General features: G+C 36.2%; 22 protein-coding genes. 12 read left to right on the top strand and 10 right to left on the bottom strand.

Annotated features, from left to right (window positions below; all coding sequences use genetic code 11):
- Nucleotides 1-115: 115 nt before the first annotated feature.
- From H6W52_RS15295 to pnuC, 5 genes are all read right to left on the bottom strand, one after another.
- Nucleotides 116-2,632, bottom strand: coding sequence for a TonB-dependent receptor domain-containing protein (locus H6W52_RS15295; RefSeq protein WP_116099519.1), 2,517 nt, complete (start codon nt 2,630-2,632; stop codon nt 116-118).
- 167 nt (nt 2,633-2,799) lie between these two features.
- Nucleotides 2,800-3,825, bottom strand: coding sequence for an endolytic transglycosylase MltG (gene mltG / locus H6W52_RS15300; protein ID WP_116099520.1), 1,026 nt, complete (start codon nt 3,823-3,825; stop codon nt 2,800-2,802).
- Between the two features lie 28 nt (nt 3,826-3,853).
- Nucleotides 3,854-4,621, bottom strand: a complete 768-nt coding sequence (gene dapF, locus H6W52_RS15305; protein WP_116099521.1) for a diaminopimelate epimerase — start codon at nt 4,619-4,621, stop codon at nt 3,854-3,856.
- Nucleotides 4,622-4,725: 104 nt separating this feature from the next.
- Nucleotides 4,726-5,352 carry a hypothetical protein gene (locus tag H6W52_RS15310; RefSeq protein ID WP_116099522.1) on the bottom strand — a complete coding sequence of 209 codons (627 nt, stop codon included), beginning with the start codon at nt 5,350-5,352 and terminating at the stop codon, nt 4,726-4,728.
- Nucleotides 5,353-5,356: 4 nt separating this feature from the next.
- Entirely contained in the window at nt 5,357-6,028 is a 672-nt protein-coding gene (pnuC, locus tag H6W52_RS15315) for a nicotinamide riboside transporter PnuC (protein WP_116099523.1), read from the bottom strand.
- 165 nt (nt 6,029-6,193) lie between these two features.
- On the opposite strand from pnuC, the gene H6W52_RS15320 reads away from it, so the two are divergent.
- From H6W52_RS15320 to H6W52_RS15335, 4 genes are all read left to right on the top strand, one after another.
- Nucleotides 6,194-7,711 (top strand): APC family permease, encoded by a 1,518-nt coding sequence (locus tag H6W52_RS15320; RefSeq protein WP_084196433.1) that lies wholly within the window; start codon nt 6,194-6,196, stop codon nt 7,709-7,711.
- Between the two features lie 61 nt (nt 7,712-7,772).
- Nucleotides 7,773-8,786 carry a WD40/YVTN/BNR-like repeat-containing protein gene (locus H6W52_RS15325; protein ID WP_116099524.1) on the top strand — a complete coding sequence of 338 codons (1,014 nt, stop codon included), beginning with the start codon at nt 7,773-7,775 and terminating at the stop codon, nt 8,784-8,786.
- A 424-nt stretch (nt 8,787-9,210) separates the two neighbouring features.
- The gene (gene hemN, locus H6W52_RS15330; protein WP_116099525.1) at nt 9,211-10,569 is read left to right on the top strand and encodes an oxygen-independent coproporphyrinogen III oxidase; all 1,359 of its coding nucleotides are present in this window, start codon (nt 9,211-9,213) and stop codon (nt 10,567-10,569) included.
- Nucleotides 10,570-10,573: 4 nt separating this feature from the next.
- On the top strand, nt 10,574-11,785 hold the full coding sequence (locus tag H6W52_RS15335) for a hypothetical protein (RefSeq protein WP_116099526.1): 1,212 nt from the start codon (nt 10,574-10,576) through the stop codon (nt 11,783-11,785).
- Nucleotides 11,786-11,811: 26 nt separating this feature from the next.
- On the opposite strand, the gene H6W52_RS15340 is transcribed toward H6W52_RS15335, so the two are convergent.
- The gene (locus tag H6W52_RS15340; protein WP_116099527.1) at nt 11,812-13,176 is read right to left on the bottom strand and encodes a PQQ-dependent sugar dehydrogenase; all 1,365 of its coding nucleotides are present in this window, start codon (nt 13,174-13,176) and stop codon (nt 11,812-11,814) included.
- Between the two features lie 215 nt (nt 13,177-13,391).
- Here H6W52_RS15340 and secD point away from each other — a divergent pair, with 215 nt between their 5' ends.
- The 7 genes from secD to H6W52_RS15375 all read left to right on the top strand — a co-directional run bounded on the left by secD (nt 13,392) and on the right by H6W52_RS15375 (nt 20,630).
- Entirely contained in the window at nt 13,392-16,304 is a 2,913-nt protein-coding gene (secD, locus tag H6W52_RS15345; RefSeq protein WP_116099528.1) for a protein translocase subunit SecD, read from the top strand.
- A 352-nt stretch (nt 16,305-16,656) separates the two neighbouring features.
- Nucleotides 16,657-17,889, top strand: a complete 1,233-nt coding sequence (locus H6W52_RS15350; RefSeq protein WP_116099529.1) for a TCR/Tet family MFS transporter — start codon at nt 16,657-16,659, stop codon at nt 17,887-17,889.
- A 187-nt stretch (nt 17,890-18,076) separates the two neighbouring features.
- On the top strand, nt 18,077-18,427 hold the full coding sequence (locus H6W52_RS15355; RefSeq protein WP_076393558.1) for a twin-arginine translocase TatA/TatE family subunit: 351 nt from the start codon (nt 18,077-18,079) through the stop codon (nt 18,425-18,427).
- A gap of 1 nt (nt 18,428) precedes the next feature.
- Complete coding sequence (locus tag H6W52_RS15360; protein ID WP_076393560.1) at nt 18,429-18,995, top strand: phosphatase PAP2 family protein; 567 nt, start codon at nt 18,429-18,431, stop codon at nt 18,993-18,995.
- The gene (locus tag H6W52_RS15365) at nt 18,992-19,807 is read left to right on the top strand and encodes a tetratricopeptide repeat protein (protein WP_116099530.1); all 816 of its coding nucleotides are present in this window, start codon (nt 18,992-18,994) and stop codon (nt 19,805-19,807) included. Before H6W52_RS15360 ends, H6W52_RS15365 begins: the two co-directional genes overlap by 4 nt.
- Before the next feature lie 13 nt (nt 19,808-19,820).
- Nucleotides 19,821-20,132 carry a hypothetical protein gene (locus H6W52_RS15370; protein WP_123892009.1) on the top strand — a complete coding sequence of 104 codons (312 nt, stop codon included), beginning with the start codon at nt 19,821-19,823 and terminating at the stop codon, nt 20,130-20,132.
- Nucleotides 20,133-20,174: 42 nt separating this feature from the next.
- Nucleotides 20,175-20,630: a tRNA (cytidine(34)-2'-O)-methyltransferase gene (locus tag H6W52_RS15375; protein WP_116099531.1), complete on the top strand. Its 456-nt coding sequence runs from the start codon at nt 20,175-20,177 to the stop codon at nt 20,628-20,630.
- A gap of 25 nt (nt 20,631-20,655) precedes the next feature.
- On the opposite strand, the gene H6W52_RS15380 is transcribed toward H6W52_RS15375, so the two are convergent.
- On the bottom strand, nt 20,656-21,129 hold the full coding sequence (locus tag H6W52_RS15380) for a 23S rRNA (pseudouridine(1915)-N(3))-methyltransferase RlmH (protein WP_116099532.1): 474 nt from the start codon (nt 21,127-21,129) through the stop codon (nt 20,656-20,658).
- 397 nt (nt 21,130-21,526) lie between these two features.
- Between H6W52_RS15380 and H6W52_RS15385 the strand changes: the two genes are divergently transcribed.
- Complete coding sequence (locus H6W52_RS15385; protein ID WP_087706403.1) at nt 21,527-22,546, top strand: YihY/virulence factor BrkB family protein; 1,020 nt, start codon at nt 21,527-21,529, stop codon at nt 22,544-22,546.
- On the opposite strand, the gene nhaA is transcribed toward H6W52_RS15385, so the two are convergent.
- The 3 genes from nhaA to H6W52_RS15400 form a co-directional block, all read right to left on the bottom strand.
- Nucleotides 22,543-23,724, bottom strand: coding sequence for a Na+/H+ antiporter NhaA (nhaA, locus tag H6W52_RS15390; RefSeq protein ID WP_116099533.1), 1,182 nt, complete (start codon nt 23,722-23,724; stop codon nt 22,543-22,545). The two genes, H6W52_RS15385 and nhaA, sit on opposite strands and share 4 nt — an antisense overlap.
- A gap of 2 nt (nt 23,725-23,726) precedes the next feature.
- The gene (locus tag H6W52_RS15395) at nt 23,727-25,937 is read right to left on the bottom strand and encodes a RelA/SpoT family protein (RefSeq protein ID WP_087706407.1); all 2,211 of its coding nucleotides are present in this window, start codon (nt 25,935-25,937) and stop codon (nt 23,727-23,729) included.
- Between the two features lie 112 nt (nt 25,938-26,049).
- Entirely contained in the window at nt 26,050-26,415 is a 366-nt protein-coding gene (locus H6W52_RS15400) for a hypothetical protein (RefSeq protein WP_076393576.1), read from the bottom strand.
- Nucleotides 26,416-26,522: the final 107 nt, after the last annotated feature.

Raw genomic sequence — 26,522 nt, forward strand, 5'->3', positions numbered from 1 at the left:
TAAATCTTGTAATAAGCTCTTATTTTTCATCCTAAATAAATAGGCTGTCGTAAAATGAAAGGTTTTTCAGTGACCTCAATTTAATTTCGGGATTTTTTGTTGTTATATGGATTGATTACATTGGTCCTTGCTGATCGTCTCCGGTTGCATTGGAGTTGATGTCTTTTTTACGTTTCGGCTGCTCTACTTTTTCGTTTCCTTGCTTGAATCTGTAAGTTAACGAAACTGCAAACTGTCTTGGCTGCCACTGCATATAAGAATCTCTGCTGAATCCAGGTCCGTAAGATGTAGATTGCATTGCTCTGGTATTGAAAATATCCTGAATATTGAATGAAATCGTTCCGTCTCCTTTCCAGATGGTTTTTGAAGCCCCAAAATTCAGAGCATACATATCTTTTCTGTCAACACTCTGTGTTTTTTGTCCTCCTCTGTAGAAACCCTGAAGCTGAAAGCTTAATGTTTTATCAACTTTAATGGTAGAAGTAAGTCTTGCTCTTACGGCTAATCCGCTTCCTTCAAAAGAAAGAGGTTCGCTTATTAAAGCCGGATCAAAGAAAACACCTTTCGTGTTATATCCGAAAATATCTACGTTTCCAAGGAATTTTAGCCATTTTGTAGTGTCCCAGTTGAAGTTAAGATCTAAACCGAATCTGTCATCACTTCCAATATTTACAGGCTTGGTATGGAAAACTGTTGTCGGAACATTATTAATTAATTCCTGTTTGTTGTATGTTACAATCTTTACATCATCAGTCTGATGTCTGAAATACAATGTTGGATTGATCGTAAATTTACTTTTTGAAATGCTGTATCCTAACTCGTAAGAATCTACATAAGAAGGATTCAGATCGATATTTCCGTCAAAAATATTCTGATTATCGCTATAGCTTGGATTAGGAATTAAAAAGAAAGATCTCGGTCTGTCTATTCTGCGGGAATAGTTTAACAAAAACTGATTGTCTTTTGCGATTTCATAACTCAAAAATACACTTGGGAAAAGATTATTGTAGTTCTTCTTTGTTTTCTGTGTATCGCCCGACATATTCAGATAATCAATATCAATAGTAGAATACTCATTTCTCAAACCTAACTGATAACCTAAATTACCAATTTTGCTTTTGAACTGAACATACCCTGCATTGAACATTTCTTCATACTTTGCATTGTATGTGTAATCATCAAGATAAAGCATGAATGGCAATGTAGATGTTTTCTGCATTACAAGGTTCTGATAGTTGTTGTTGTTAACATCTATTCTGTAACCCGCTTCTAATTTTGAGTTTTCACCTATCGGAAGTTCATAATCTGCTTTACCGATTAATGTTTTATTCTTTGTTTTTTGATCAATATTATTTTCTAAATCAAAAAAGCTGTTTTGAGTCTGGTAAATATAACTTCCATTATTGGAGCGATTACTCTGTAAACTCAATGATAAGGATAAATTATGTCCTTTATCGTTAAATTTATGATCTAATCCAAAATCTCCCTGAAACGCAAGGTTATCATTGGTACCGACACTTGTTCTGTTTCTTGTTGTAATCGCGTTGCTGAAAGAATAATTGCTATAATCTATATTTCCGGTATTGGTTCCGTCAAAAGTTCTTACTGTTCCCGAAGCATTAATTGAAGTTTTGTCGGTAAGATCTACAACAAGACCTCCGGTTGCATTGTAGTTATCGTTTTTACTTTTAGAAATCGATTCGTTATGTGTTTCTCTGAAATCTCCTGTAGAAAGATAAGCATTGTTTCTTTGGGTATTTTTAGATTCTCTGTAGCCACCACCTCCATTAAGAAACCAGGTAAATCTTCCTTTTCTCCAGCTCAAATTTGTATTTAAATTGGTTTGAGGTAAATATCCCAGAGTACCTAAAACACTTCCGTTGAAGCCTGTTTTCTTATTTTTCTTAAGAATAATATTCAGAATACCTGCTGTTCCGCTTGCTTCAAATTTTGATGAAGGGTTGGTAATTACTTCAATTTTTTCAATCTGATCTGCCGGAATACTCTGCAAAGCATTAGCTCCGTCATCAATTCCAAGAAGGGCAGAAGGTTTTCCGTTGATTAAAAATTTTACGTTAGAACTTCCTCTCATAGAAACCGTTCCGTCTGTGTCTACAGAAACCGAAGGAACGTTGGAAAGGACGTCCTGAAGATTTCCACCTTTACTTACAATATCCTGAGACGGATCATATGTTCTTTTATCCAGTTCCACCTTGTAAGGCTTCGTAGCCTGAGCTGTGATCACAACTCCCTGAATGTCTCCTGTTTTCAGATTGGTAGCACTCTTTTCAGGGTCGATTGATAAAGCACCAATGTTTCCTGCCACAGTAATTTGTTTGTTAACTACACTTTTCTGGTAATCGATTGCTTCAATAGTAATATCGTAAGCTCCCGGAGCAAGATCAAGCTTGTACTGACCTTTTTCGTCGGTAAGCGTAGCATCACTGAACTGTTTGTTTGCCTTGTTACTGAAGGTAACAGAAGCGTAAGGAACGGGCTGGTTGTTCTTGCTGACCACCGACCCGGAAATACCGACCTTCTCCTGTGCAAAAGCCAATGCCGCTGCCGAAAGTACAAAAGTAAGCCCTAAGGTTTTCTTTGTAAAAATGTTAATGATTTCCGTCTGATTCATAAGGTATTTTTTGTGTAAAATCGTGAAAGATTTTACTTAATATTGTGAAATTGTTAATCTGTTTAAATTTCAGAATACTAAGTTTAATTTATTATTTGTAAGGTATATGTCGAATTAAAAAGCCAAATGTTAGTTATAGAATTGTTAAAAAAAAGTTAATATGATTGTTATTTTATATTTTTAGAATTCAGCCAGTCCTGATAAGCTTTTGCATTAATAGCATGTTGCTCTGCACTCGCTGTAAATTTGTGGTATCCGAATCTCGCAGGATCGGCACACATAAAAATATAATCGTTCTTTTCTGCATTCAGCACGGCATCCACAGAATTTTTATCTACCACACAAATAGGTCCTGGAGGAATTCCTTTGTTTGCATAGGTATTGTATGGCGATGGAGTAGACAGATGCTTATAAAAAACCCTTTTGATCTGCTCCTTAAAATTTGTCTGCTTATTGATCGCATAAATTACCGTTGGATCAGACTGAAGCTTCATCCCTTTTTTATAACGGTTAAGATACAATCCTGCAATCGTTTTCTGTTCGTCCTTTTTTCCTCCCGATTCCTTGTATACAATAGAAGCCAGAGCATAAATCTGATCTCTCGTTAAACCGGATTGCTGTTCTTTAGACTTTCTTTCGCTGTTCCAGAATTCATTGTACTGATCATCAAATTTTTTGAAAAATTCTTTCGGAGTTACCGTCCAGAAAAAATTGTACGTATCAATAAAGAAATACTTTTTTAAATCTTCCGCATTGTTATATCCTTTTTCGGCAGCAATCGAATTGAAATCATTCACAAATTGTAAAGAATCCAGTTCTGTTTTTTTGGTTACTTTACCAATCATCTGATAAACATCCCCAAAATCACCAATTCTAAAGCTGTTCTCACTCTGATTTCCTGCTTTAATCATATTAACCAAATTCGCGTTCCCTAAACCTTTCTGAAAATGATAACGTCCCGGTTTGAAATACTTGTCGAGATCCTTTTCTTTCGCAACGGTTTCAAAAGCTTCTTTATTGTCGACATATTTCGCCGCAGAATCAAGGATTTGTTTAAAATTTGCCTGATGAGGAATCAAAACATATCCATCCTTTTTGATGTTGTTGCCGTAATATTTTCTATAAAATTTAAATCCAAAAAATCCGCCTGCTACAAAAACAAGCAGGATGATGATAAGAATGGCTTTCTTCATTTAAATGATGATTAAAAGTTTTACTTTTTTAAATAAGGTCTATTTTGCCTCTAAAAACCTGCTTTGCAGGACCTTCGAGCCAGATATTCTGAAAAGTGTCTCCGTTTTTTTCAGCATATACTTTCAGATTTCCGCCCAAAGTTTTAACTTTTACAGAGATTAGATGGTTATTTTGCAGAAAAGTTAAAGCCGAAGCCGTAACTCCGGTTCCGCAACTGTAGGTTTCGTCCTCAACGCCTCGTTCATAGGTTCTTACGAAAATCTCATCATTCGAAATTTTTTCCATAAAATTCACATTGATGCCTTTTTCCTTATAATTTTCAGAATTTCTGATGCTGTTTCCTTCCGCAAAAACGTTGTAGTTAACGATATCTTCCACATATTTCACGTAATGCGGCGAACCCGTATCCATCACCGTATCCTCTCCGTCATTGGAAATGGTAGTAACATCGCTCATTTTTAATTTTACAATTCCATTGTGGATTTCGGCAATATGTTCCCCGTCGATAGCAGTGAATTTGCAGTTGCCTTCAAAAATATCAAGGAAAAAAGCAAAAGCTACGGAACATCTCGCTCCGTTTCCGCAAAAGCTCTTAGAACCGTCTGAGTTGTAATAATCGACTTCAAAATCATACCCTTTCGCGGTGTTTATTTTGATAAGTCCGTCTGCTCCGATCCCGAAACGGCGGTCACAAAGTTTCTGAATATTCTCAATGGAAAGATCATCCCATTCTCCGGAACGATTGTCTATCATTACAAAATCGTTTCCTGTACCCTGATATTTATAAAATTCCATATTTCTTAATAGAATGTTTGTTTTAAAAATTGAAATTGCAAAATTACTATAATTAAAACGAAAACGAACAGTGTTAGCTGTCCGTTTCCTTATTTATAATGGTTTTATCTGAATCCGCCTCCGCTTCTGGTTGGTTGAGGAGAAGTTGTCTGCGGTTGAGGAGTTGAAGCTCCCGAACTGTTTCTGAATCCTCCGCTGTTTGAGTTCGTATTGCTTCCGGAATTATTTCTAAAGCCACTGTTTGAATTGCTGTTCCCCGAATTATTTCGGAAACCTCCGTTGTTCTGAGGTCTTGGAGTTGTTGTATTCTGCTGTGGGTTTCTGAATCCGTTATTCGGTCTCTGGTTGGTATTCTGTCCGTTGTTCGGTCTGAAACTTCCGTTCGAACTTCCGTCGTTTACACCGCCTCTGAAACCGTTATTAGGTCTTGCCGAAGTCGTTCCGTTCGATCCTGATCTTCTTTCAACATATACTTTTCTTCTGGAGTTATTATAATTCTGGTAATAATAAGGCATTCCGTTATCATAATAATACGTGTAGTCGTTTCTGTAATAATATCCGTCATTTCCCCAATATCCGCCGTTTCCGTAATATCCTTGAGGCGCATAATAATATCCGTTGTCATAATAAGGATCTCCGTAATTATTGGCATAAGGATCCGAATATATCGCGCAGGAAGTTAAACTTGCCATTGTAATTAAGCTGAATGCTATTTTAAATAAATTTTTCATGTTTTTAAATGTACTTTTTTTCTTTATAACTTTTTTTCCAACTGGCGTATCCCTGGATCGCCATAAATGTAAATACCAAATATTGAACCGAAGTGATTCCAAGTTCCTTATAAATCATCATCGGAATACAGATAAAATCTCCAACGATCCAGAAAATCCAGTTTTCGATGCGTCTTTTCGCCATGAACCACATCCCTACAAGAAAAATAGAAGTTGTAATCACATCCAGCCAGTTTCCCCAGTCCAAATGATCCAAGCCTAAATCCACACCTTTCATGGAAAACTTATTGTCAATATAAGGCTTGAAATAATACACTACCGTTACTAAAATTAAACTTAAGACGAAAAGTAAAATTCCGTACAGCCATTCTTTTTTGGATGCCCAGCTTACTTCCACATGAACGTGATCTTGGGAACTTTTTCCCCAAAGAATCCATCCGTAAACACTCATTACAGTATAATAAACATTAATCATACAGTCTCCGAGCAACCCGAAATTAAAAAGAATATACACATAAATTAAAGTTGAAACAATTCCTGTAGGATAAACCCAGATATTTTTTTTAATTGAAAAATAAACACTTAAAATTCCGAATACCGTAGCCGAGAATTCCAGCAAAATCTGCGTGAGAGAGGCGGTTTCATAGGGTTTTATGAAAAGATCGTATACATTCATGCGGTCAAAAATAAATAAAAAAACACTTACTTTGCAATGATTTAAATATTATGAAAATCAGATTTTTAAGTTTCATAATTTAAAATTAACAAGGAAAAATTATTAATAAACGTTAATGTTTCTAAATTTTTTATATTTTCGTAAATCTTTAATAAATAATAAAATATGTCTAAAATTTGGACCAAAAAACCGATGAGTGCTTTCGAAAATGATATGAAAAGCAGTCAGCTCAAAAGAGTACTCGGTAAATGGAGTCTTACAGCTATCGGAATCGGGGCTATTATTGGTGGAGGAATTTTCGTACTTACAGGTACCGGAGCGTATTATCATGCGGGACCTGCATTGGCTCTTTCCTTCATTATTGCCGGAATTGCTTGTGTATTTGCAGCGTTGTGTTACTCAGAATTTGCATCTATTCTGCCTGTTGAAGGTTCAGCGTATGCGTATGCGTACGGAACTGTGGGAGAAATATTTGCATGGATCATCGGTTGGGGACTCATCCTCGAGTATGCGATGGGATCTATGACAGTAGCCGTTTCCTGGTCGGGATATTTTAATAAATTGTTAAAAATGTTCGGTCTTCATCTTCCGGATTACCTTACCTCAGATCCTGCAAGTTATTCAGGAGAAGGTTTTTCAATGAATTTACCGGCATTCCTTATCGTAATTTTTGTAATTTCTATCCTTATCAAAGGAACTAAAGAAGCGGCTAAAGCAAATAACCTTATCGTAATCATGAAGGTTTCTGCGGTTCTTTTCGTGATTATTGCAGGAGCATTCTTCATTAATGCAGATAACTGGAATCCTTTCATTCCTGCTGCTACAATGGTAAAAGAAGGAGAAAATCTTAAAGAAGCTTACGGTATTCAGGGGATTATTTCCGGAGCGGCGGCAATTTTCTTTGCGTATGTAGGTTTCGATGCCGTTTCTACACAGGCTGGAGAAGCGATCAACCCGAAAAAAGATGTTCCGTTTGCGATCATCGTTTCACTTTTGGTTTGTACAGGATTATATATTTTGGTATCTCTTGTTTTAACAGGGATGATGCATTACTCAGACTTCAATCCACAAGGAAAATATCCGGATGCAATTAAAGCACCTGTAGCGTATGCATTCGAAATTGCAGGACAGGGTTGGGCTGGATACATCATCACGATTGCAGCAACTGTAGGTTTGATTTCTGTATTGATGGTAATGATCATGGGACAATCGAGAATTTTCCTGGGAATGTCTAAAGACGGTCTTATTCCTAAAATGTTCAGCGATGTTCACCCGGTAAGAAAAACACCGGCTAAAAGTTTAATGCTTTTAGGAATCATTATCGCTACTGTTGCAGCGTTTACACCAATTAGTAAATTGGCAGATATGACGAGTTTCGGTACTTTATTCGCATTTACAATGGTTTGTGTAGCGGTTTGGATCTTAAGAAAAAAAGAGCCGAATATGCCAAGAACATTTAAAGTTCCTGCACTTCCTGTAATCGCAACATTAGGAATCTGCATCAACCTTTATCTGATCTGGAACTTAAGTCACGAGGCAAAATACCTTTCCATGGCTTGGTTAGCACTTGGTGTGGTCATTTACTTTACCTACAGTTTAAGAAACAGTAAACTTCACAAAGTGGGTTATGGCGAAACGTTCAAAGCAGAGCAGGAGCCGTTAGAAAAACCTGATTTAGATTAAAATTTTATAAATAGATCAAATAAAATCCACAGAATTCTGTGGATTTTTTATTTTTGTGAATATGAAAAAGCTTTTACCATTTTTACTGTCATTCTCCGGGATTTTTACATTTTCTCAGCAGATTGAAAGTTCAGAAACAATTTTAAACGACAAAATCAGCATCAGAGCCATTGAAATCTACGATAACAAAGTCTGGTACAGCGGAACGGATTCTAGGTTTGGTTTTGTTGATCTGAAAAATACAGACAATCAGAAACAGATTAAATTATCGGAAAAGAAATTGCAGTTCCGTACTTTGGGACAGGATAAAAAGGCTTTTTATGCCATCAATATCGAAAGTCCTGCTGAATTTTTTAAGATCGATAAAAAAAGCTTGAAATATGAAGTAGTATTTAGAGATACTGTGAAAACAGCTTTTTATGATGCGCTTCATTTTGTGAATGATAAACTGGCTTATACCTTCAGTGATGCAGATAAGGACAGCAAATTAAAACTTGCCAAATTTGATAACGGAAAGTGGGCTATGCTTAAAAATGATGTTGTATTAAATGAAGGAGAAGCAGCTTTTGCGGCGAGCAATACCAATATTTCATCCACCAAAAACTATTTATGGATTGCAACAGGAGGGAAAGCATCAAGAATTTTAAAATTAAATTTTAAGAATAATCAGTTTAAAATTTTCAATACTCCGGTTATTCAGGGAGAATCTTCTCAGGGAATCTATTCCATCGATTTCTTAGACGATACATTCGGGATTGCGGTTGGTGGAGATTACACAAAACAGGAAGCTAATATCAACAATATCGCCACAACCAATGACGGCGGAGAAACTTGGCAAATTCAGGCTTCCGGACAAAATGCAGGATACACAACCTGCGTGAAAATAAAACCAAATTCCAAAGGAAAAGAGATTATTTCTGTCGGAGATCGACACATCAGTTATTCTTCTGATTTCGGAAAAACATGGAAGAAAATTTCGGAGGAGAAAGGCTTTTTTGTTTGTGAATGGGTAAATCAAGACACCGTTGTTTTTGCAGGAAATGATAAAATTTCTGTCATGAAATTGAAATTCTGAATCTAAAGAATAGAATTTAACTTCATAAATTCCAAAAACGATTATTTTTTTGAACTTATCTTTGATTTTTTTATATTGAGTCTGTTTAAACTTTTTATTTAACCGCAAAAGATATAAAAGATAACTAACCTTTTATTTAAACCTGATGATTATAAATGAAAAAGTTCACAATAGTTTTTAAAATCTTTGATTTTTATTCTTTTGAGCACTTTGAATATTATTAAAATTGGCTTTAACATTGTCTTTTGTGCCTTTTGTGGTTAATTTCGAAATTAGATTAAACATATTTAAATTCGGGATATTTAGACTCATTATAAATTTCGTAAAAACGACTAATATATTTCATGATACAAAATTCATCAGATATAGTTAATTTTGCATTGTGAAACCAGATATTGGTTCACCTTAAAATTGTAAACAGAAAATGAATTCTTTAATCGATAAATATAACATTCCCGGACCTCGTTACACTTCTTATCCTACCGTTCCCTATTGGGATGAAAATTCTTTCACTCCGGAATTGTGGAAGCAGAGTGTGATCCGAACATTCAAAGAAAGTAACGCGGAAGAGGGGATTTCTATATACATTCACCTTCCTTTTTGTGAGGCTTTATGTACGTTCTGCGCATGTCACAAACGGATCACAAAACAACACAGCGTTGAAATTCCTTATCTCGAAAGTGTTTTAAAAGAGTGGCAGCTTTACCTTAAACTGTTTAACGAAAAGCCCAAACTGAAAGAATTGCATTTGGGAGGCGGAACTCCGACTTTTTTCTCTCCGAAAAACTTAAAAACCCTACTGGAAGGAATTTTTGAAACGGTAGAAATTGCCGAACATCAGGAATTTTCTTTTGAAGGACATCCGAATAACACCACGAAAGAGCATCTTCAGACTTTATACGATTTAGGTTTCAGAAGAGTAAGCTTTGGAGTTCAGGATTACGATCCTAAAGTGCAGAAAGCGATCAACAGAATCCAGTCTTTTGAAAAAGTAAGAGAAGTGACGGAATGGGCGAAAGAAATCGGTTACAGAGGAATCAGTCACGATTTGGTTTTCGGACTTCCGCATCAGACTTGGGAAGCGATGGAAAGCACCATCCGCAAAACGATGGAATTAAAACCGGATCGATTGGCTTTTTATTCTTACGCGCACGTTCCGTGGGTGAAAGGTGTCGGACAAAGAGGTTTTGATGAAAATGATTTGCCAAGTGGTGAAGAAAAACGCCGTTTGTACGAAGACGGTAAAAAATTATTAGAAGAATTAGGCTACATCGAAGTCGGAATGGATCATTTTTCTCTCGAACACGACGATTTGTATCAATCTTTGATTCAGAAGAAATTGCACAGAAATTTCATGGGGTATACCTCAAGCAAAACCCAGTTGATGGTTGGTTTGGGAATGTCTGCCATTTCAGATTCTTGGTATGCTTTTGCCCAGAATATCAAAACCGTGGAAGAATACCAGAAAATGGTGGAAGAAGGAGAAATTCCTGTCGTGAAAGGTCATATTCTGAATGATGAAGATCTTACGGTAAGAAGACATATTCTGAACCTGATGTGTCAGTTGGAAACCACTTTTGACATCAATAATTCTTTTCCGGAGCTTGAAAATGCATTTGAGATGCTGAAAGAAATGGAAAATGATGAACTGGTGGAAATTACCGGTCATCATATCCATATTACAGAAAAAGGAAGAGCCTTTACGAGAAATGTAGCAATGGTATTTGATCTCAGAATGATGAGAAACAAACCGGAAACGAGAATTTTCTCGATGACGATATAATGGCATGAACAGAAAATTTCTTTTGATATTTCTTTATCTGTATGCGCTGGTTTTCAGCGTTTCAAAAACGATAAGGATTCCGAATGAATGGGCAAGATCTCATTGGTTGCTGGATTACAGATTTGGATTTATCAAAAGAGGTTTAGCCGGAGAATTATTCGGTTTTTTATGTGAGAAGAGGCTGTTTTCGATTACCGTTCTTTCAGCAGGGATCTTATGTTTACTGTACTTTTTAATTTTAAAAATTGCATTAAAATCCACCTTAAGTTTTCAGAAAAGTTTTTACAGGATTTTATTCTTTGTCATTTTTCTGCTTTCCCAATACATCGTTTTTTCTGCTCATTTAATCGGCTATTTTGATCATGTTATTTTCCTGCTGACTATTTTATCAGTGTACCTGATCGGTCGGGGAAAGTTATTTTTATCTTCGTTGGTGGCGGTTTTCAGCATTTTTATTCACGAGATTTCTCTTTTTCTGATGCTTCCTGTCTGTTGTTTTTCCATTATTATGAATGAAACTTCAATACAGCAGTTTTCATTCAGAGATATTTTTTCGAAACATCTTTTAAAGAAATTTGGTGTATTTATTATTCTGCCTCTTTTTGCTGTGTTTTCAATTTCTTTTTTTCAGGAAATTTATGGAGGAAATTATTATTCTGAAATTTTCAGCTATCTGAAAAGCTCATCAATTTCACCAAAAGTTGCAGATTCTGTTTCCGGAGCCTATACAAAAAGCTTCTCGTATTATCTTAAAGATCAGTATGTGCATTTTATCCAAAGGCTGTTTATATCTAAAGCGACATTATTTTACGGAATTCCGCTTCTTTTTTCTTTATGGATGATGTTTAAGGAATTCAAATTACAGAAGAATATTCAGTTGTTCATACTTTTGGCATCAGTTTCTTTTATTCCGTTACTGTTGCATGCCATCGCTTATGATACTTACAGAATCTGGAGTTTCCCTTTTATGATTCTGTTTTTAATTTTCTGGATTTTAAGCTCAAAATCTGAAAAGAATGAACATGAGACAAAGCCAATATCAGTTCCCGAAATTGTATTTTTTATGGCTGCTTTTCTTTTGGTAAACCTGATTCCGAATTTTTTATTTGATGAAGAAACAGAAAGGTTTTCTTTATGGATGAGACTCATTTTAATCCTTCCGATTCTTTCAATTCTTTTTTTTTTTTTAAAAAGCTTCAATCAGAAAACCGACTGAAGCCTATTAAAAAACTGTTTGAAAATTTATTTAATTATTATTTTTTTGCTGTAAGATTTTTCATTTCCTGAATTCAAATTAATAAAATAAACTCCTGCAGGAATTCCTGAAATATTTATACTGTTGTCATTTTCAATTTTTCCCTGTTCCAAAACCTTTCTTCCTTCAAAGCTGATGATCTCAACCGTTGTGTTTTTATCCTTTACACCCTCGATGAAAACCTTTTTAGAAGCAGGATTCGGATAAACTTTTATCTGGGTTGAAATACTGTTCTCATTCGTTCCCAGACTTGTCGTGGTTATTCTGAAAATTTTACCGCTGTTAACGGCAGCTACAAAAAGCTCATTTTGATTATTCACTCCAAACGTTGAAAAATTATTGCCTGAAAAAGCAGAAGTCCACGTGATCGAATCATCGGAATTCAGACTTCCGATCTGCGTAGAGCAGTAATCTGCAAAAAAATACCTTCCCTGCAACGCAGGAAACTGCGTTCCTCTGTAAACATAACCTCCCGTTATCGAACATTTTCCTCCGGAATGATCATAGGCTGCAACAGGAAAAGTCATCGTTGATTGTGCGGCGCAACCTGCCGTATTGTACGTGTTATTTCCTTCATAACAGCGCCATCCGTAGTTAATTCCGGCTTGTGTTAAAGGCATCCTGTTGATTTCTTCAATCTGTCCCTGTCCCACATCGGCAATCATTACGTTACCTGAAACAGTATCAAAATTAAACTTCCACGCATTTCTCAATCCGTAAGCCCAGACTTCATCGGCTCCGTCAACTCCCACAAAAGGATTTCCGGGAGGGATATTGTAGGCTCCTGTGGAATTAATATCCAACCTCAGTAATTTACCCAAAAGAGAATTCTTATTCTGGGCATTATTGTTCGGATCGCCGCCGCTTCCGCCATCGCCTGTAACGACCCACAAATAACCATCCGGTGCAAAGTGAATACTTCCACCATTATGATTATCAAAAGGTTTAGGGAGATTCAGAACAATTTTTTCAGTTGCAGGATCGGCAATATCAGGATTGGCAGAACTTCTGGTGTATCTGGCTACAGTAATATTTCCGCCGGTGTCATTGTAATACACAAAAAAATACCCGTTTGTCGGGTATTGCGGGTGAAAAGCCAGTCCGAGAAGCCCTCTTTCTCCTCCGTAAGTGATTTTTGAGCTGATGTTTAAAAAATTAGTAGAGTTTACTGTTCCATTCGATTGTAAAATTTTAATGATTCCGTTTTGCTGAACAACAAACATCCGGCTGTCGTTGGCGTTGGTGATTTCTACGGGTGCCGTAAACCCGGTCGCAAATTCTTCCAGAGTAATGCTTTGGGCATTAAAGAGGAGGGAAGAAAAAATACCTGCGCAAAAAAGTAGTTTTTTCATAATATTTTGATATTTAGTGTATTAAATCTGAATGAAAATTTCATACCAATGAAACATTGAAAAATTCATTAAAATACCACGAAAAAATTATTAAATCTTAAATGAAAATAAGAATGCCGATATATCTGAAAATAAACGATTTCTGTTGTTAAAAATTCATAAAATTCAAGAAAATGATTATATTTGCCGACTTAATTTAACGTAGTTATAACAAAATGCAAGGAAAAGGACTTATTACAATTGTTGCTATTGTACTAGGGTTAATTTGCTTAAATGAGCTATTACCAACATGGTACGCCAGCAAAATTGAAAAGCAGGCGACTGCTATTGCAGGAGACAATCCGGAGAAGTATCAGAAAGAAATTGCAAAACTTTCTAAGGATACTCTGAATCTGGGATTCACTAAACTTTATTACACAAAAGCCAAAGACAAGGAAATGAAGCTTGGTCTTGACCTTAAAGGAGGGATCAACGTTCTTTTGGAAATCAACCAGAGAGATCTTGTGAATGATCTTACAGGGTATTCTACAAACCCGATCCTTATTGAGGCTTTAAACAAGACAGATGAAGTTCAGAAGAATTCTACAAAAGCTTACATCGACAATTTCTTCGATCAGTTCGATGCAATTAACAAAGCAAAAGGTACAAATCTGAAGCTGGCAGATCCGGAACTTTTCGGAAATACAACGCTTACAGAAGTAAAGTACAACACGCCTGATGATCAGGTAAAAGCAATTGTTAAAAGAAAGATCGATGCATCTGTAGGAACCGCTTTTGAGGTAATCAGAACCAGAATTGATAAGCTTGGAGCCATCCAGCCAAACGTTCAGAGAGTTCCGGGAACCGCAAGAATTTCTGTTGAAATGCCGGGGATGAAGGATATCGATAAAGTAAAGAAAATGCTTCAGACTTCTGCAAAACTTCAGTTCTGGGAAGTACAGCAATCTCCTGAAGTGTATCCTTATTTCCAGACATTAGCTACTATGATCGCTGCAAAAGGAGATTCGATGGGAGTTGCAAAAAATGTAAACTTCATGAATATCATGCAGGGTGGAAAATCTATGAGCCAAAGTGCTGTAGGAAGCGTAAAATTGTCTGATACCGCTGTTGTAAACAAAATTTTAAACAGCAAAGTTGCAAAGTCTTTACGTCCTGCAAACATAAAATATACACAGTTTATGTGGGGATACAAGCCGGAAGCTTCCGATGCTGAAAGCTTGGTATTATATGCCATCAGAGGAAATATCAACCAGAAAGCTCCGGTAGACGGTGCTGTAGAAAGTGCAAACATCAGCTATGATGAGTTGAGCAGAGTAGTGGTAGATATGCAGATGGATTCTAAAGGAGCTAAAGAATGGAAAACATTAACAGAGAAAAACGTTGGAAAACCTGTTGCTGTAACGCTTGATGGCAGAGTGTATACTGCGCCGAACGTTGTAGGTGCTATTCCAAACGGTAGAACTCAGATTTCTGGGAACTTCTCTCAAGAGGAAGCAAAAGAACTGGTTGACGTTTTAGGAGCTGGTAAATTACCGGCAGGTGCAAAAGTAGTTCAGGCTACGGTTGTAGGGCCATCTTTAGGTCAGGAATCGATTGATGCAGGATTGATGTCATTCATGATTGCCTTTGCGATTATTATCGTTTACATCATTTTCTACTATGGAGGAGCGGGTGTTTATGCAGTAATTGCCATGATCATCAACTTATTCTATATTTTCGGTATTATGGATTCGGGCGACTTTACGCTTACGCTTCCGGGTATCGCGGGTATCGTTTTAACGATGGCAGTAGCGGTCGATACAAACGTTATCATTTACGAAAGAACAAAAGAAGAATTATTCGCAGGAAAAAGTATTCTTGAAGCATATAAAGATGGTTTCAAACACGCATTGAATGCGATTATCGATGGTCACACAACCACATTCTTAACGGCTGTTGTATTGTTCTTCTTCGGAACAGGACCTATCAAAGGTTTCGCATTGACGTTGATGATCGGGGTTGCAATGACCTTATTCACGTCCGTATTGCTTTCAAGAGTAATGATCTTCTCAAGATTGTCTAAAGGAAAAGGACTTTCTGTATGGACTCCGGCAACAAAAAATCTATTCAGAAATACTTGGATCGATTTTATCGGGAAAAGAAAATATGCATACATTTTCTCGGCTGTTTTAACAGTTATCTGTATTATTTCAATCGCAACACACGGTTTCAAATACGGTATCGACTTTACAGGTGGTAGAAACTACGTGGTAAGATTTGATAAAGATGTAAAAGCGGAAGATGTTGAAGATAAATTAGTCGCTTTATTCAAAACGGAAGATGGAAAGAACTCTTCTGTTGAAGCTAAAACTTTCGGAAGCAACAACCAGGTAAAGATTTCTACAGATTACCTTATCGAAGACGAATCTCTGAAAGCAGATCAGATAATTGAGCAAAAATTATACGAAGGTTTAAAATCAAACTTACCTGCAGGAACCACATTGAAAGATTTCAAATCTGCAGATAAAGAGCATGCAGGAATTATTTCTTCTGAGAAAGTTGGACCTTCGGTTGCTGATGATATCAAAATTCACGGGATCTACGCCGTTTTAGGAGCTTTAGGAATTATCTTTATCTACATCTTATTAAGATTCAGAAAATGGCAGTTCTCTTTGGGTGCGGTTGCTGCGTTATTCCACGATGCGATCATTATTTTGGGATCATATTCATTGCTTCACAAGTATATGCCTTTTAATATGGAGATCAATCAGGACTTCATCGCTGCAATTCTTACTGTATTGGGTTATTCAATTAACGATACCGTAATTATCTTCGACAGAATCAGAGAATATTTAAGAGAGAAGAAATCGTTAACATTGGCAGGATTGTTTGATGATTCTATTTCAAGTACTTTGGGTAGAACCTTCAACACCTCATTTACAACAATTCTTGTAATTCTGGCAATCTTCATTTTCGGTGGAGATAACCTTAGAGGATTTATGTTTGCGATGTTAATCGGTATTGGTTTCGGTACGTATTCATCCATCTTCGTGGCATCCGCAATTGCCTACGACTTCCTGAAAACAGGAAAAGAAGATGAAGTACATGGTAAATCAACAACCAATAAAGAAGTACTTGCTTCAAAATAACTTATACTACAATAAATAAGAATAAAAGCCTTCCGGTTTCGGGAGGCTTTTTTTGTGGATTTTGAAAACTTCTCCTTAATTTTTATTCTTTTAAATTCTTTATTTAATCAGGAGTTATTTCCTGCTTTCCGCACTCGCTATTTTTTAGTTTTGGATTCCGGGCGCGGCTTCGCCGCGCCCGAAATCCAAAACTAAAAAATGAGCTCAAACAAATGCTGCAATCAGGACTAGGGTTGCAGTCGGAAAAATTGCTTTTAAACAAAAACATCAAATATTCAGTTACAATAACAAATATCAATCAACAAATAATTAATACTATTTGAAATCAATATTTTTATAATTTTGTATACGTATGGAAAATTCGAGAAAAAAAGCCGCAATCGGTTTCATTTTTATAACCTTACTGATTGATATTACGGGATGGGGCATCATCATTCCGGTGGTTCCGAAACTTATTGAAGAACTTATTCATAGTAACATAAGTGAGGCTGCAAAATATGGCGGCTGGCTTGGTTTTGCCTATGCATTTACGCAATTTATTTTCTCTCCGATTGTCGGTAATCTCAGTGATAAATTCGGACGGAGACCCATTATTCTGATCTCGCTTTTCGGTTTTTCAATAGATTATATTTTCCTTGCTTTGGCTCCTTCCATTGTCTGGCTGTTTTTAGGCCGCGTTATTGCGGGAATTACAGGCGCAAGTGTAACTACGGCGAGTGCTTATATTGCGGATATTTCTACAGATGAAGACCGTGCAAAAAACTTTGGTTTAATCGGAGCTGCTTTTGGACTGGGATTCATCATTGGTCCCGTTTTAGGTGGTCTTTTGGGACATTATGGTTCCAGAGTTCCTTTTTACGCAGCTGCAGGATTATGTCTGCTTAATTTCCTTTACGGATATTTCATCCTTCCCGAAAGTTTAGATAAAGATAAAAGAAGAGAATTCAACTGGAAAAGAGCAAATCCTGTCGGGTCTTTTAAATTTTTAGGAAAACATCCCGAAATCTCAGGTTTAATAGTTTCTTTGATCTTAATTTACATTGCCGGACACGCCGTACAAAGCAACTGGAGCTTCTTCACCATGTATAAATTCAACTGGAATGAAAGAATGGTCGGAATTTCTTTGGGAGTGGTCGGTTTGCTCGTAGGATTGGTTCAGGGAGGCTTGATCCGATGGACAACGCCTAAATTGGGAGAAGAAAAAAGCATTTATTACGGTCTTGCTTTGTATGCCGTCGGGATGCTTCTTTTTGCATTTGCTACACAGGGCTGGATGATGTTTGCATTTTTAGTCCCTTATTGTTTAGGAGGAATTTGCGGACCCGCATTACAATCGGTGATTACTAAAAGTGTTCCCGCTAATGAACAAGGCGAATTACAGGGTTCGTTAACAAGTTTAATGAGCGCCACTTCCATTATCGGTCCTCCGATGATGACGAATTTATTTTACTTTTTCACCCACGACGAAGCTCCTTTTAAATTTTCGGGTGCGCCTTTTTTCTTAGCTTTCATTTTAATGACGATCAGCGTAGTTATTACCTATATTAATTTCAGGAAAAAAAATATCAAAAAAGAAGAAGTGTAGACTGCATTTAAAGAAAGAATTATTGCATAGTTACAATAATAGAAAACAAAGTTTTCTTAATTTAATCATTTGATTATCTTATCTTTACATAAAGTTGATTATTTGAATGATTTTTAATACAGCTTAATATTTTATTAAAAGTTAATATTTAACATCCAATTTCGTATATCTTTCGTAATTTTACAATATGGAATTAAGCATTGGAGAAATGGCACTGATTGCCATAGCAATCGTAGTATTATTCGGACCGGATAAACTTCCTCAGATTGCACGCGACTTGGGTTCGGGTGTAAGAAAAATGCGTGGCGCAGTGGAAGACATCAAAACCGAGATCATGAAAGAAACAGACAATCCTGTTTCTGAGATCAAACGTGAAATTGAGAAAGTAAAAGATGCTGCAAAAGATTTCAATCCGATGAATGATATTCAGAAAGATATCTTAACAGAACCTCAGACAGCTCAGGCATCCAATGAAAATGAACCTCCAAAACCAAAACCTTCTGAAGACGAAACCTACGAAGGTCCTGTAAGCAGATAGGATGGAGGAGATCATTCAGGAAGATAAAAAAGTCTTTTTGTTTCTCAATAACTTGGGAGACCAATCTTTTGATCAGTTTTGGCAGCTCATTTCCAGTACATGGATCTGGATTCCGCTTTACATTATTTTCTGTTATTTTTTATTTAAGAATTATAAACTAAGATCTTTAGTTTTTATATTAATCTTTGTCGGTATTGGCGTTACGGTTTCAGATCAGCTTGCCGGTATTTTCAAATATGGGGTCGCGAGACTCAGACCGTGCCACGATCCTACATTGGAACATCATATGAGAATTGTGAAATGTGGCGGACAGTACGGTTTTTACTCTGCTCATGCTTCTAATACATTTTTTCTGGCAACTTATTTAAGTATTTTATTAAAAAAGAATCTTAAATGGTTTCCTTATGTTATATTTGTATGGGCGGCAGTGGTTGCGTACAGCCGCATTTATTTAGGAGTGCATTTCCCAATAGATATTTTGGTGGGGGCGTTTGTTGGATCTTTATTGGGAGTAGTTTTCAGTGCGCTCGCAAAAAAAGTAATCAACAAACAAAAAATAACTTCATGAAAAAATCTTTATTCCTTTTAGCAGCAGTATTTGCTTCATTCAATCTTAACGCACAGGACAAAAAAATAGCTGAAGACTGCTTTCAGAAAGCAGACTATAAGTGTGCGGAAGAACAGTATTCCAAACTAGCTCAGAGTGAAAGAATTCAGAAATTACAGTCGGAATATTACAACAATTTAGGAACTGCCCAGAGAAGACTTGGCAAAACTTCATTGGCTTTTAAATCTTACGAATCTGCCTTAAAAGCCAATCCTATGTCTGCTGCTGTATATGCCAATTTAGGCTCCATTCACGGGCAGAAAGGAAATAAACAGGCGGCAATAGATTATCTCAACAAAGGGCTTCAGATTGAGCCTGAAAACGCAGATATTTACCTTACCCGTTCCAAAGTCTATGAAAGTTTAGGCAAAAAAGATCTTGCCATGAAAGATCTTAACCAGATTCTTACTTTTGCTCCCGATAATATTTATGCAAGAACCGGACTCGCAAATCTGAAAAAGAACAGCGGAGATCTTGAAGGTGCTTTAAAAGACTACAATCAGCTTATTTCTGAGAAACCTGAATCTTTGCTGTACAGTGGAAGAGGAGACGTTTATTTTAGGCTGAAAAAAAACAAAGAAGCGCTTGCGGACGTTAATAAGGCAATCTCTATCGATCCGAAATTTGCTCAGGCTCATGTAAATAAAGCTTTGATTTTATTTGAAACCGGAAAACCGAAAGAAGCATGTGCAAGTCTGGATAAAGCAGTAAGTATGGGATATGAAAAGCCTTTGCTGATGGATCAGTATGCTAAATGTGAGGTTAAAAAATAAGTTACGATACTATATGAAAATACCAAATTTCAAATTATTGATAACGGCAGTTTTTACTTTTGGAGTAATGACTGTTGCAAATGCTCAGCAAACTGAAGTAAAGACGAGGGAAAATTCACTTTTGGAAGCTTCTTTGAAAAAAGCTGATGCAAAGTCTGAAAATTCTCTCTTTTACATCAATAAAAAAGAAACAGATATTGAGACTGTAAAAAAAATTCCGGCTGAAGATATAAAATATGTAATGGTTCTTAAAGACGATAAGATCAGGAAAAAATTTAAAGAAAAAGGAATTACACAAATTGTGATGATCACCACAAAAAGTTAATTTTATATCCTTTTCAAACTTCAAAATAATTTAAGTCATTCAATGTTAAACATCGTTCTAATAGAACCGGAAATACCCAATAACACAGGCAATATCGGGAGATTATGTGTAGGAACCGAAAGCAGATTACATTTAATTCATCCTTTTGGATTTGTCATTAATGATAAAAATCTGAAACGTTCAGGATTGGATTACTGGGTTCATCTTGATGTTACGGAATATCAGAATGTCGACGAATGGATCCGGAATATTCCGGATTTGTCGCGCGTTTTCCTGATGAGTTCTCATGCCGAAAAATCCTATCTGGAAACAGAATTTCAGGATGGTGACTGGCTGGTTTTCGGAAAAGAAAGTGTGGGTTTAAGTAAAGATGTGCTTGATCGTTTTGAAAATCATCTTACCATTCCGATGTCTAAATTGATTCGAAGTTTTAATATTGCCAACTCCGTTGCTTTTGTATTGGGCGAAGCAAAAAGACAGATTGGCTTAAAAGTTTAATATTATTTTTAAAACCTTATCATATTTAATCATTATGATAAGGTTTTCCCTGTAAAATCTGGTCTGCTCGATACAATTGTTCCACAATGAATAATCGGATCATCTGGTGCGTAAAAGTCATTTTGGATAACGACATTTTTTCATTCGCTCTGCTGTAGATTTCTTCTGAAAAACCATAGGCTCCGCCAATCAGAATGTGAATTTTTTTCACGGAAGAATTCATCCAGTTGTCAATTTTTTGGGCAAATTCTCTGCTGGTAAACTGTTTTCCTTTTTCATCAAGAATAATCACAGAATCTGTTCTGTCGATGTGGTTCATAAAAAGCTTAGCTTCCTCCTTTTTAAGAAGATCAGGAGAAAGATTTTTTGCGTTTTTTACGTCGGGAATTTCAATAATTTCAAAATTCCAGTGTTTGGGAAGACGTTTCAGATAATAATTGATTAAAGAAGAGATTTCCTTATCGTCAGTTTTGCCGATGCAAAGCAAATTAATCTGCATTTTTTAGTTTAAATTTAGACAGCAAAGATATTCATAATTAACTAACCTCAGTTCGGGATAAGAAATAAATTTAAATAATTGATTTATAGTGTTGTATTATTTTATCGCAAAGAAAAACAAAAGATTTTTTTTAATTATTAAAAGTTGATAAGCTAAACAAAGGCACTTCGTTTATTTAAAAAAGACGAAAATGGTATTACTTTGATCAATTTTACGCCTTCGTATATCTTAAAAGCTGAATTCCTGATAATTGAATTTCTTTGTTTAACCTGGCGTTTAAGAAGACTTATCCCGAACTCAGGTGATTAATCTCTTATCTGAAAAATTGGCATCAGATTTTCAAGTTTAAAAAAATCATTATTTTTGTATGGCACCTTTATGATGAAGCAAAATAAGTATGGGCATAAAACTTCCTAAATTCATCTTGAAAATTCAAGAATTTTTTGACGATATACATATTCCTTTTCTGGGAATATCGCTTTGGCAGATGTTTCAGATCTACATCAGCGGTATTTTTAAAGATAAAATCGGAAGAAAAGCTGCGGCTATTTCCTGGAGTTTTACCATCAGTCTTTTTCCGTTTATTCTGTTCCTACTTTCCGTTTTGCCGTATATGCCTCATTATGACAAGCTTCAGTTTTATATTTTTGAAGTGTTGCTTCACAATGTATTCCCATCCAATATAGAAGGTGACGTACGAAATTATATAGAAACGAGTATTGTTCCCAATATGAAGGGAATCAGTAATTTAACCATTGTTTTTGCTTTGATTTTTGCAACAAACGGAACGTTTTCACTCATTAATGGATTTAATGAAAATACCGATGAAAAAATGTCTGATGTTAAAGAATTTATTCTGTCTTTTTTCATCACCATCGGGTTTATTACGATTGTGTTTTTAGCGCTTTTCGGAGTCTATTATTCGGAGTTTGTTCTTAAACTTTTTACGCCGGTTCAGGATATTTCATGGCTCGTGGATAACCTTTCAAAAATCATCGGATTTGTATCGTTTCCTATCTTTTATTTTATTCTGCTTACTCTATTTTACTGGTTGGGAACGGTAAGAATTGCGAGATTCAGACAGGCGGTTCCGGGAGCTATTTTAACCACGGTTCTATTTGTGGTAACCACGTACGGATTCGCGCTTTATGTGAAGAATATCGCCCGTTACAACGTTCTTTACGGTTCTATCGGAAGTATGATTCTTCTGATGGTCTGGGTAAATGTAAATGTATATCTTCTGCTTTTTGGCAACGAATTAAACATGGCACTGAGAAAAGTGAGAATTGAAAAACTGCTTTCCGATGAACTGAAGAAAGAAGCAAAAGGCTATCACGCAAAAAATTCTGAGCCGGATTTAGAAGGCGATGAAAATCACAAGTGGAAATTTAACGATAAAAAAAACGAAGAAAATTAATTTTCCTCGTCTTCAATAATATCATTTTTAGAGCTTACTTTCAAAATTAAAAAACCTGAAACCGCTGCTATAAAAGAAGCAATTAAAATGGCAAATTTAGCCTCATCCTGAATCGGAATTTCATCCTTGAAGGACAACAGTGCGATGAAAATAGACATCGTAAAACCAATTCCGGCAAGCAATCCTACGCCAATCATGTGCATCCATGTGCTCTTTTGAGGGAGAGAGCTGAGTTTCAGTTTTATGGCTAGTAAGGAAAAAAGATTGATTCCTATTAATTTTCCGGCAACTAATCCGATAATAATTCCCAAACCTAAAGTGCTTGTAAGACCTCCGATCATTTCGTTATTGAAAGTGATGTTGGTATTGGTTAAAGCAAAAACAGGCATAATGAGAAAACTTACCGGAAAATGAAGCTGATGTTCGAGTTTTTCCAAAGGAGAAATCTCAACGGTTGAAACATTGGTAGGAATGGTAAATGCCAGTAAAACCCCCGCAATAGTAGCATGAATTCCCGAATGATGAAGGAAATACCACAAAAATAATCCCGGAATAAGATAGAAAATAATTCGGGTAACTTTTAGGAAATTCAGTAAAAATAAAAGCACTGTAATTCCTAAAGATAGAAATAAATACATCCAGTGAATCTGTTCTGTATAAAATATTGCGATGACGAGAATAGCTCCCAGATCGTCCACAATTGCTAAAGCAGCAAGGAAAATTTTAATGGAATTCGGAATTCTTTTTCCCAGCATGGAAATAATTGCCAGTGAAAAAGCAATATCCGTTGCCATCGGAATTCCCCAACCGTTTCCGTATGAAGTTCCGAAGTTGAAAAAAGTATAAATAATCGCAGGAACAAGCATTCCGCCGATTGCCGCAAATATAGGCAGAGAAGCATTCTTAAATGAAGAAAGTTCACCTTCCACCATTTCCCTTTTAATTTCCAATCCTACCAAAAGGAAGAAAATCGCCATCAAACCGTCGTTAATCCAGATACTAACGGGATATTTCAGATGAAAAATTTCTGTTCCTGCTTCTCTGTCCAAAAAGTGCTGAAAGCTTTCCGCAAAAGAGGAATTGGCAATAAGTAAGGAAACTAAAACGCAGAAAATCAGAATAATTCCTGAAGCCTGACTGCTTTCGAAAAATTTTTTAAAATATACCGTTAAATTCATATCTAAGATTGTAGTCGTCTCACTCTGGAGACGCCGTTAATATCATTCAGTTTGGTGAAGGTCTGCTCGAGCTGACTTTTATTTTTTACCTCAAGAATGATCGTTCCTGTAAAAATCCCGTCGTTGGATTCGATGGACATACTTTTCATATCCATTCCCATTGCGCCACTGATGACGGTGGTGATGTCATTAATCATTCCCATTCTGTCGAGTCCTTCAATTTCTATTTTTACTCTGTTTTTGAAGCTTTCCGCATTCACCCATTTCGCAGGAATTACCCTGTAATCGTACTGTGCGCGAAGGTTGATCGCGTTCGGACAATTGTCGCTGTGTACTTTGATCCCGTCTGAAATCGTGATGAATCCGAAAATTTTGTCTCCCGGAATTACCGTACAGCATTTTGCATAGCTGTAATTCAGTTTTTCTTCATCTTTTCCAAAGACAATCATGTCGAGATTCTGCTCTTTCGGCTCTACATAAGTTGTATTTTTCGTCGGAGATTTTCTGAATCTTGAAAGCAGGTTGTTAAATACGTTTTTACTTTCAATGTATTTTCTTAAACTGCTTGCATCCAGTTCATTGCTTTGGAATTTTAAAAATAATTCCTGTGAACTTTTAAGATTAAAGAATTTTTGAAGCTTATTGATTTCCTCATCATTAAAATTAATTTTCGCATGACGAAGTTTTCGCTGTAGGATTTCTTTTCCGTCTTCAACCAGTTGATTTTTTTGTGAGTTTAAATAACTCTTGATCTTGGATTTAGCTTTTGAAGTAACAACAAATTCAAGCCAGTCGGATTTTGGTTTCTGGTTTTGGGAAGATAAAATATCGATCTGATCCCCATTTTGCAAAACATATGAAATCGGAACCAGTTTTCCGTTGATTTTCGCACCTAAACATTTCATTCCCAGATCGGAGTGAACGGAAAAGGCAAAATCCAGAGCGGTTGCATTGGTCGGTAAAATTTTAATTTCACCTTTTGGCGTGAACACAAAGACTTCTTTCGAATACAAATTCAGCTTAATATTATCCAGTAGTTCCGAAGTGGAAAGATCCTGCTGCTGTTCCAGAACTTCACGGATTTCGGTTACCCAGTTTTCAAAATTCCGGTCTTCGGAGCTTTGTTTGTAGCCTTCTTTGTATTTGTAATGTGCTGCAACGCCTTTTTCAGCAATTTCGTCCATTCTTTCGGAACGGATCTGTACTTCAATCCATTTTTTATCAGGACCGAGAACCGTTAAGTGTAAACTTTCGTATCCTGTAGAACGCGGCTGCGTAATCCAGTCCCGCATTCTGGATGGATTACTGTGATAAACATCCGTTACAATGGAGTAAATTTTCCAAGCCAGGAATTTTTCGTTTTTGGCATCCGATTTATAAATGATTCTGATGGCGTAATTGTCGAAAACCTCTTCAAAGGAAACACCCTGTTTCAGCATTTTCCTGTAAATTGAGGAAATGGCTTTCGCGCGTCCTTTAATTTTGAAATTTAATCCTTCTTCATTTAATTTCTCAGAAACTTCTTTTTTAAATTCCTCAATATATCTTTCGCGGCTTTCTTTGGCAAGTTCTAATTTCTCGGTAATTTCTTTGTAAACATCCGGATTGTTATACTTTAAAGAAAGGTCTTCAAGTTCAGATTTGATGTTGTATAATCCGAGACGATGCGCCATCGGAGCGTAAATATAAACGGTTTCGGAAGCAATTTTCTTCTGCTTGTCCGGAGCCATGCTTTCCAGAGTACGCATATTGTGAAGACGGTCTGCAATCTTAATAAGAATCACCCTGAAATCTTCAGACAGTGTCAACAGAAGTTTTCTGTAGTTTTCAGACTGCACAGAAATATTCTGATGATTCATGATGGAGATTTTCGTGAGTCCGTTCACGATATTGGCTATTTTTTCACCAAAAATTTTCTTCAGGTCTTCATAAGTGTAGTCAGAATCTTCGATCACATCATGCAGCAAGGCACACGCAATGGAAGTGGCTCCCAAACCGATTTCCGTTGCTACAATTTTGGCAACAGCAATAGGATGGTAAATGTAGGGTTCACCAGATTTTCTTCGCTGATCTTTGTGCGCATCGAGCGCTATATCGAATGCCTTTCGGATGAGCTTGTTATTTTCCTCATCTAAAGTTCTGTATGTATTCGAAATCAGATCCTTATACCTTGCAAGGATCTCCTTGTTTTCCTGTTCTAAGTCGTAACTCATTTGTGTAAAAGCCTATATTTACACGAAAATACGAAATTTTTTGCAGTTTTCAGCATTAAAAGATCCGCAGAACGCTCTGCGGATTTCGGTTATTAATTTTTATCTTGAATGGTTAAAATTTTACTTCAGAGTCCATTCCGGCAGTAGAGGTTTTTATTCTTATATCCGGACTGTCGTGGATTTCCGCTTTATTTCTGGCATCGATAAACTTTTTGATGTTCATATAATTTGCCTGCTCAATTTCTATGTTTTCAAAAAGATAGGTTTTTAGCACATTATTCCGGCTGAAAATAGAGGAAGCATTATCTGTCTGATGGTGGTCTTTTACTGCTACACTTACCAGATATTGGGAATGTAACTCATCATCATGAAGATAGACAATATATTCTGAATCTGTGAAACCTGAGTTTTCAAGGTCTGCTTCTATTTTTTTATAATCGCTGTGATGTCCAAATAATCCAGCTAATATATTTGACATAAGCAATAGTTTTTAAGTTGATTATAAATTTAGTGATATTAATCCATGTATTTTAATAAAATTTTAATTTAATAATCGTTTTAATGTAAAATCTATAAAAAACAATA

The organism is Chryseobacterium sp. C2(2020) (genome assembly GCF_014218915.1).
Lineage (GTDB): Bacteria > Bacteroidota > Bacteroidia > Flavobacteriales > Weeksellaceae > Chryseobacterium > Chryseobacterium mucoviscidosis.

Coding starts and splice junctions, on each gene's coding strand:
- H6W52_RS15295 (WP_116099519.1), bottom strand. CDS start 2,632: ATGAATCAGACGGAAATCATTAACATTTTTACAAAGAAAACCTTAGGG.
- mltG (WP_116099520.1), bottom strand. CDS start 3,825: ATGAAGAAAGCCATTCTTATCATCATCCTGCTTGTTTTTGTAGCAGGC.
- dapF (WP_116099521.1), bottom strand. CDS start 4,621: ATGGAATTTTATAAATATCAGGGTACAGGAAACGATTTTGTAATGATA.
- H6W52_RS15310 (WP_116099522.1), bottom strand. CDS start 5,352: ATGAAAAATTTATTTAAAATAGCATTCAGCTTAATTACAATGGCAAGT.
- pnuC (WP_116099523.1), bottom strand. CDS start 6,028: ATGAATGTATACGATCTTTTCATAAAACCCTATGAAACCGCCTCTCTC.
- H6W52_RS15320 (WP_084196433.1), top strand. CDS start 6,194: ATGTCTAAAATTTGGACCAAAAAACCGATGAGTGCTTTCGAAAATGAT.
- H6W52_RS15325 (WP_116099524.1), top strand. CDS start 7,773: ATGAAAAAGCTTTTACCATTTTTACTGTCATTCTCCGGGATTTTTACA.
- hemN (WP_116099525.1), top strand. CDS start 9,211: ATGAATTCTTTAATCGATAAATATAACATTCCCGGACCTCGTTACACT.
- H6W52_RS15335 (WP_116099526.1), top strand. CDS start 10,574: ATGAACAGAAAATTTCTTTTGATATTTCTTTATCTGTATGCGCTGGTT.
- H6W52_RS15340 (WP_116099527.1), bottom strand. CDS start 13,176: ATGAAAAAACTACTTTTTTGCGCAGGTATTTTTTCTTCCCTCCTCTTT.
- secD (WP_116099528.1), top strand. CDS start 13,392: ATGCAAGGAAAAGGACTTATTACAATTGTTGCTATTGTACTAGGGTTA.
- H6W52_RS15350 (WP_116099529.1), top strand. CDS start 16,657: ATGGAAAATTCGAGAAAAAAAGCCGCAATCGGTTTCATTTTTATAACC.
- H6W52_RS15355 (WP_076393558.1), top strand. CDS start 18,077: ATGGAATTAAGCATTGGAGAAATGGCACTGATTGCCATAGCAATCGTA.
- H6W52_RS15360 (WP_076393560.1), top strand. CDS start 18,429: ATGGAGGAGATCATTCAGGAAGATAAAAAAGTCTTTTTGTTTCTCAAT.
- H6W52_RS15365 (WP_116099530.1), top strand. CDS start 18,992: ATGAAAAAATCTTTATTCCTTTTAGCAGCAGTATTTGCTTCATTCAAT.
- H6W52_RS15370 (WP_123892009.1), top strand. CDS start 19,821: ATGAAAATACCAAATTTCAAATTATTGATAACGGCAGTTTTTACTTTT.
- H6W52_RS15375 (WP_116099531.1), top strand. CDS start 20,175: ATGTTAAACATCGTTCTAATAGAACCGGAAATACCCAATAACACAGGC.
- H6W52_RS15380 (WP_116099532.1), bottom strand. CDS start 21,129: ATGCAGATTAATTTGCTTTGCATCGGCAAAACTGACGATAAGGAAATC.
- H6W52_RS15385 (WP_087706403.1), top strand. CDS start 21,527: ATGGGCATAAAACTTCCTAAATTCATCTTGAAAATTCAAGAATTTTTT.
- nhaA (WP_116099533.1), bottom strand. CDS start 23,724: ATGAATTTAACGGTATATTTTAAAAAATTTTTCGAAAGCAGTCAGGCT.
- H6W52_RS15395 (WP_087706407.1), bottom strand. CDS start 25,937: ATGAGTTACGACTTAGAACAGGAAAACAAGGAGATCCTTGCAAGGTAT.
- H6W52_RS15400 (WP_076393576.1), bottom strand. CDS start 26,415: ATGTCAAATATATTAGCTGGATTATTTGGACATCACAGCGATTATAAA.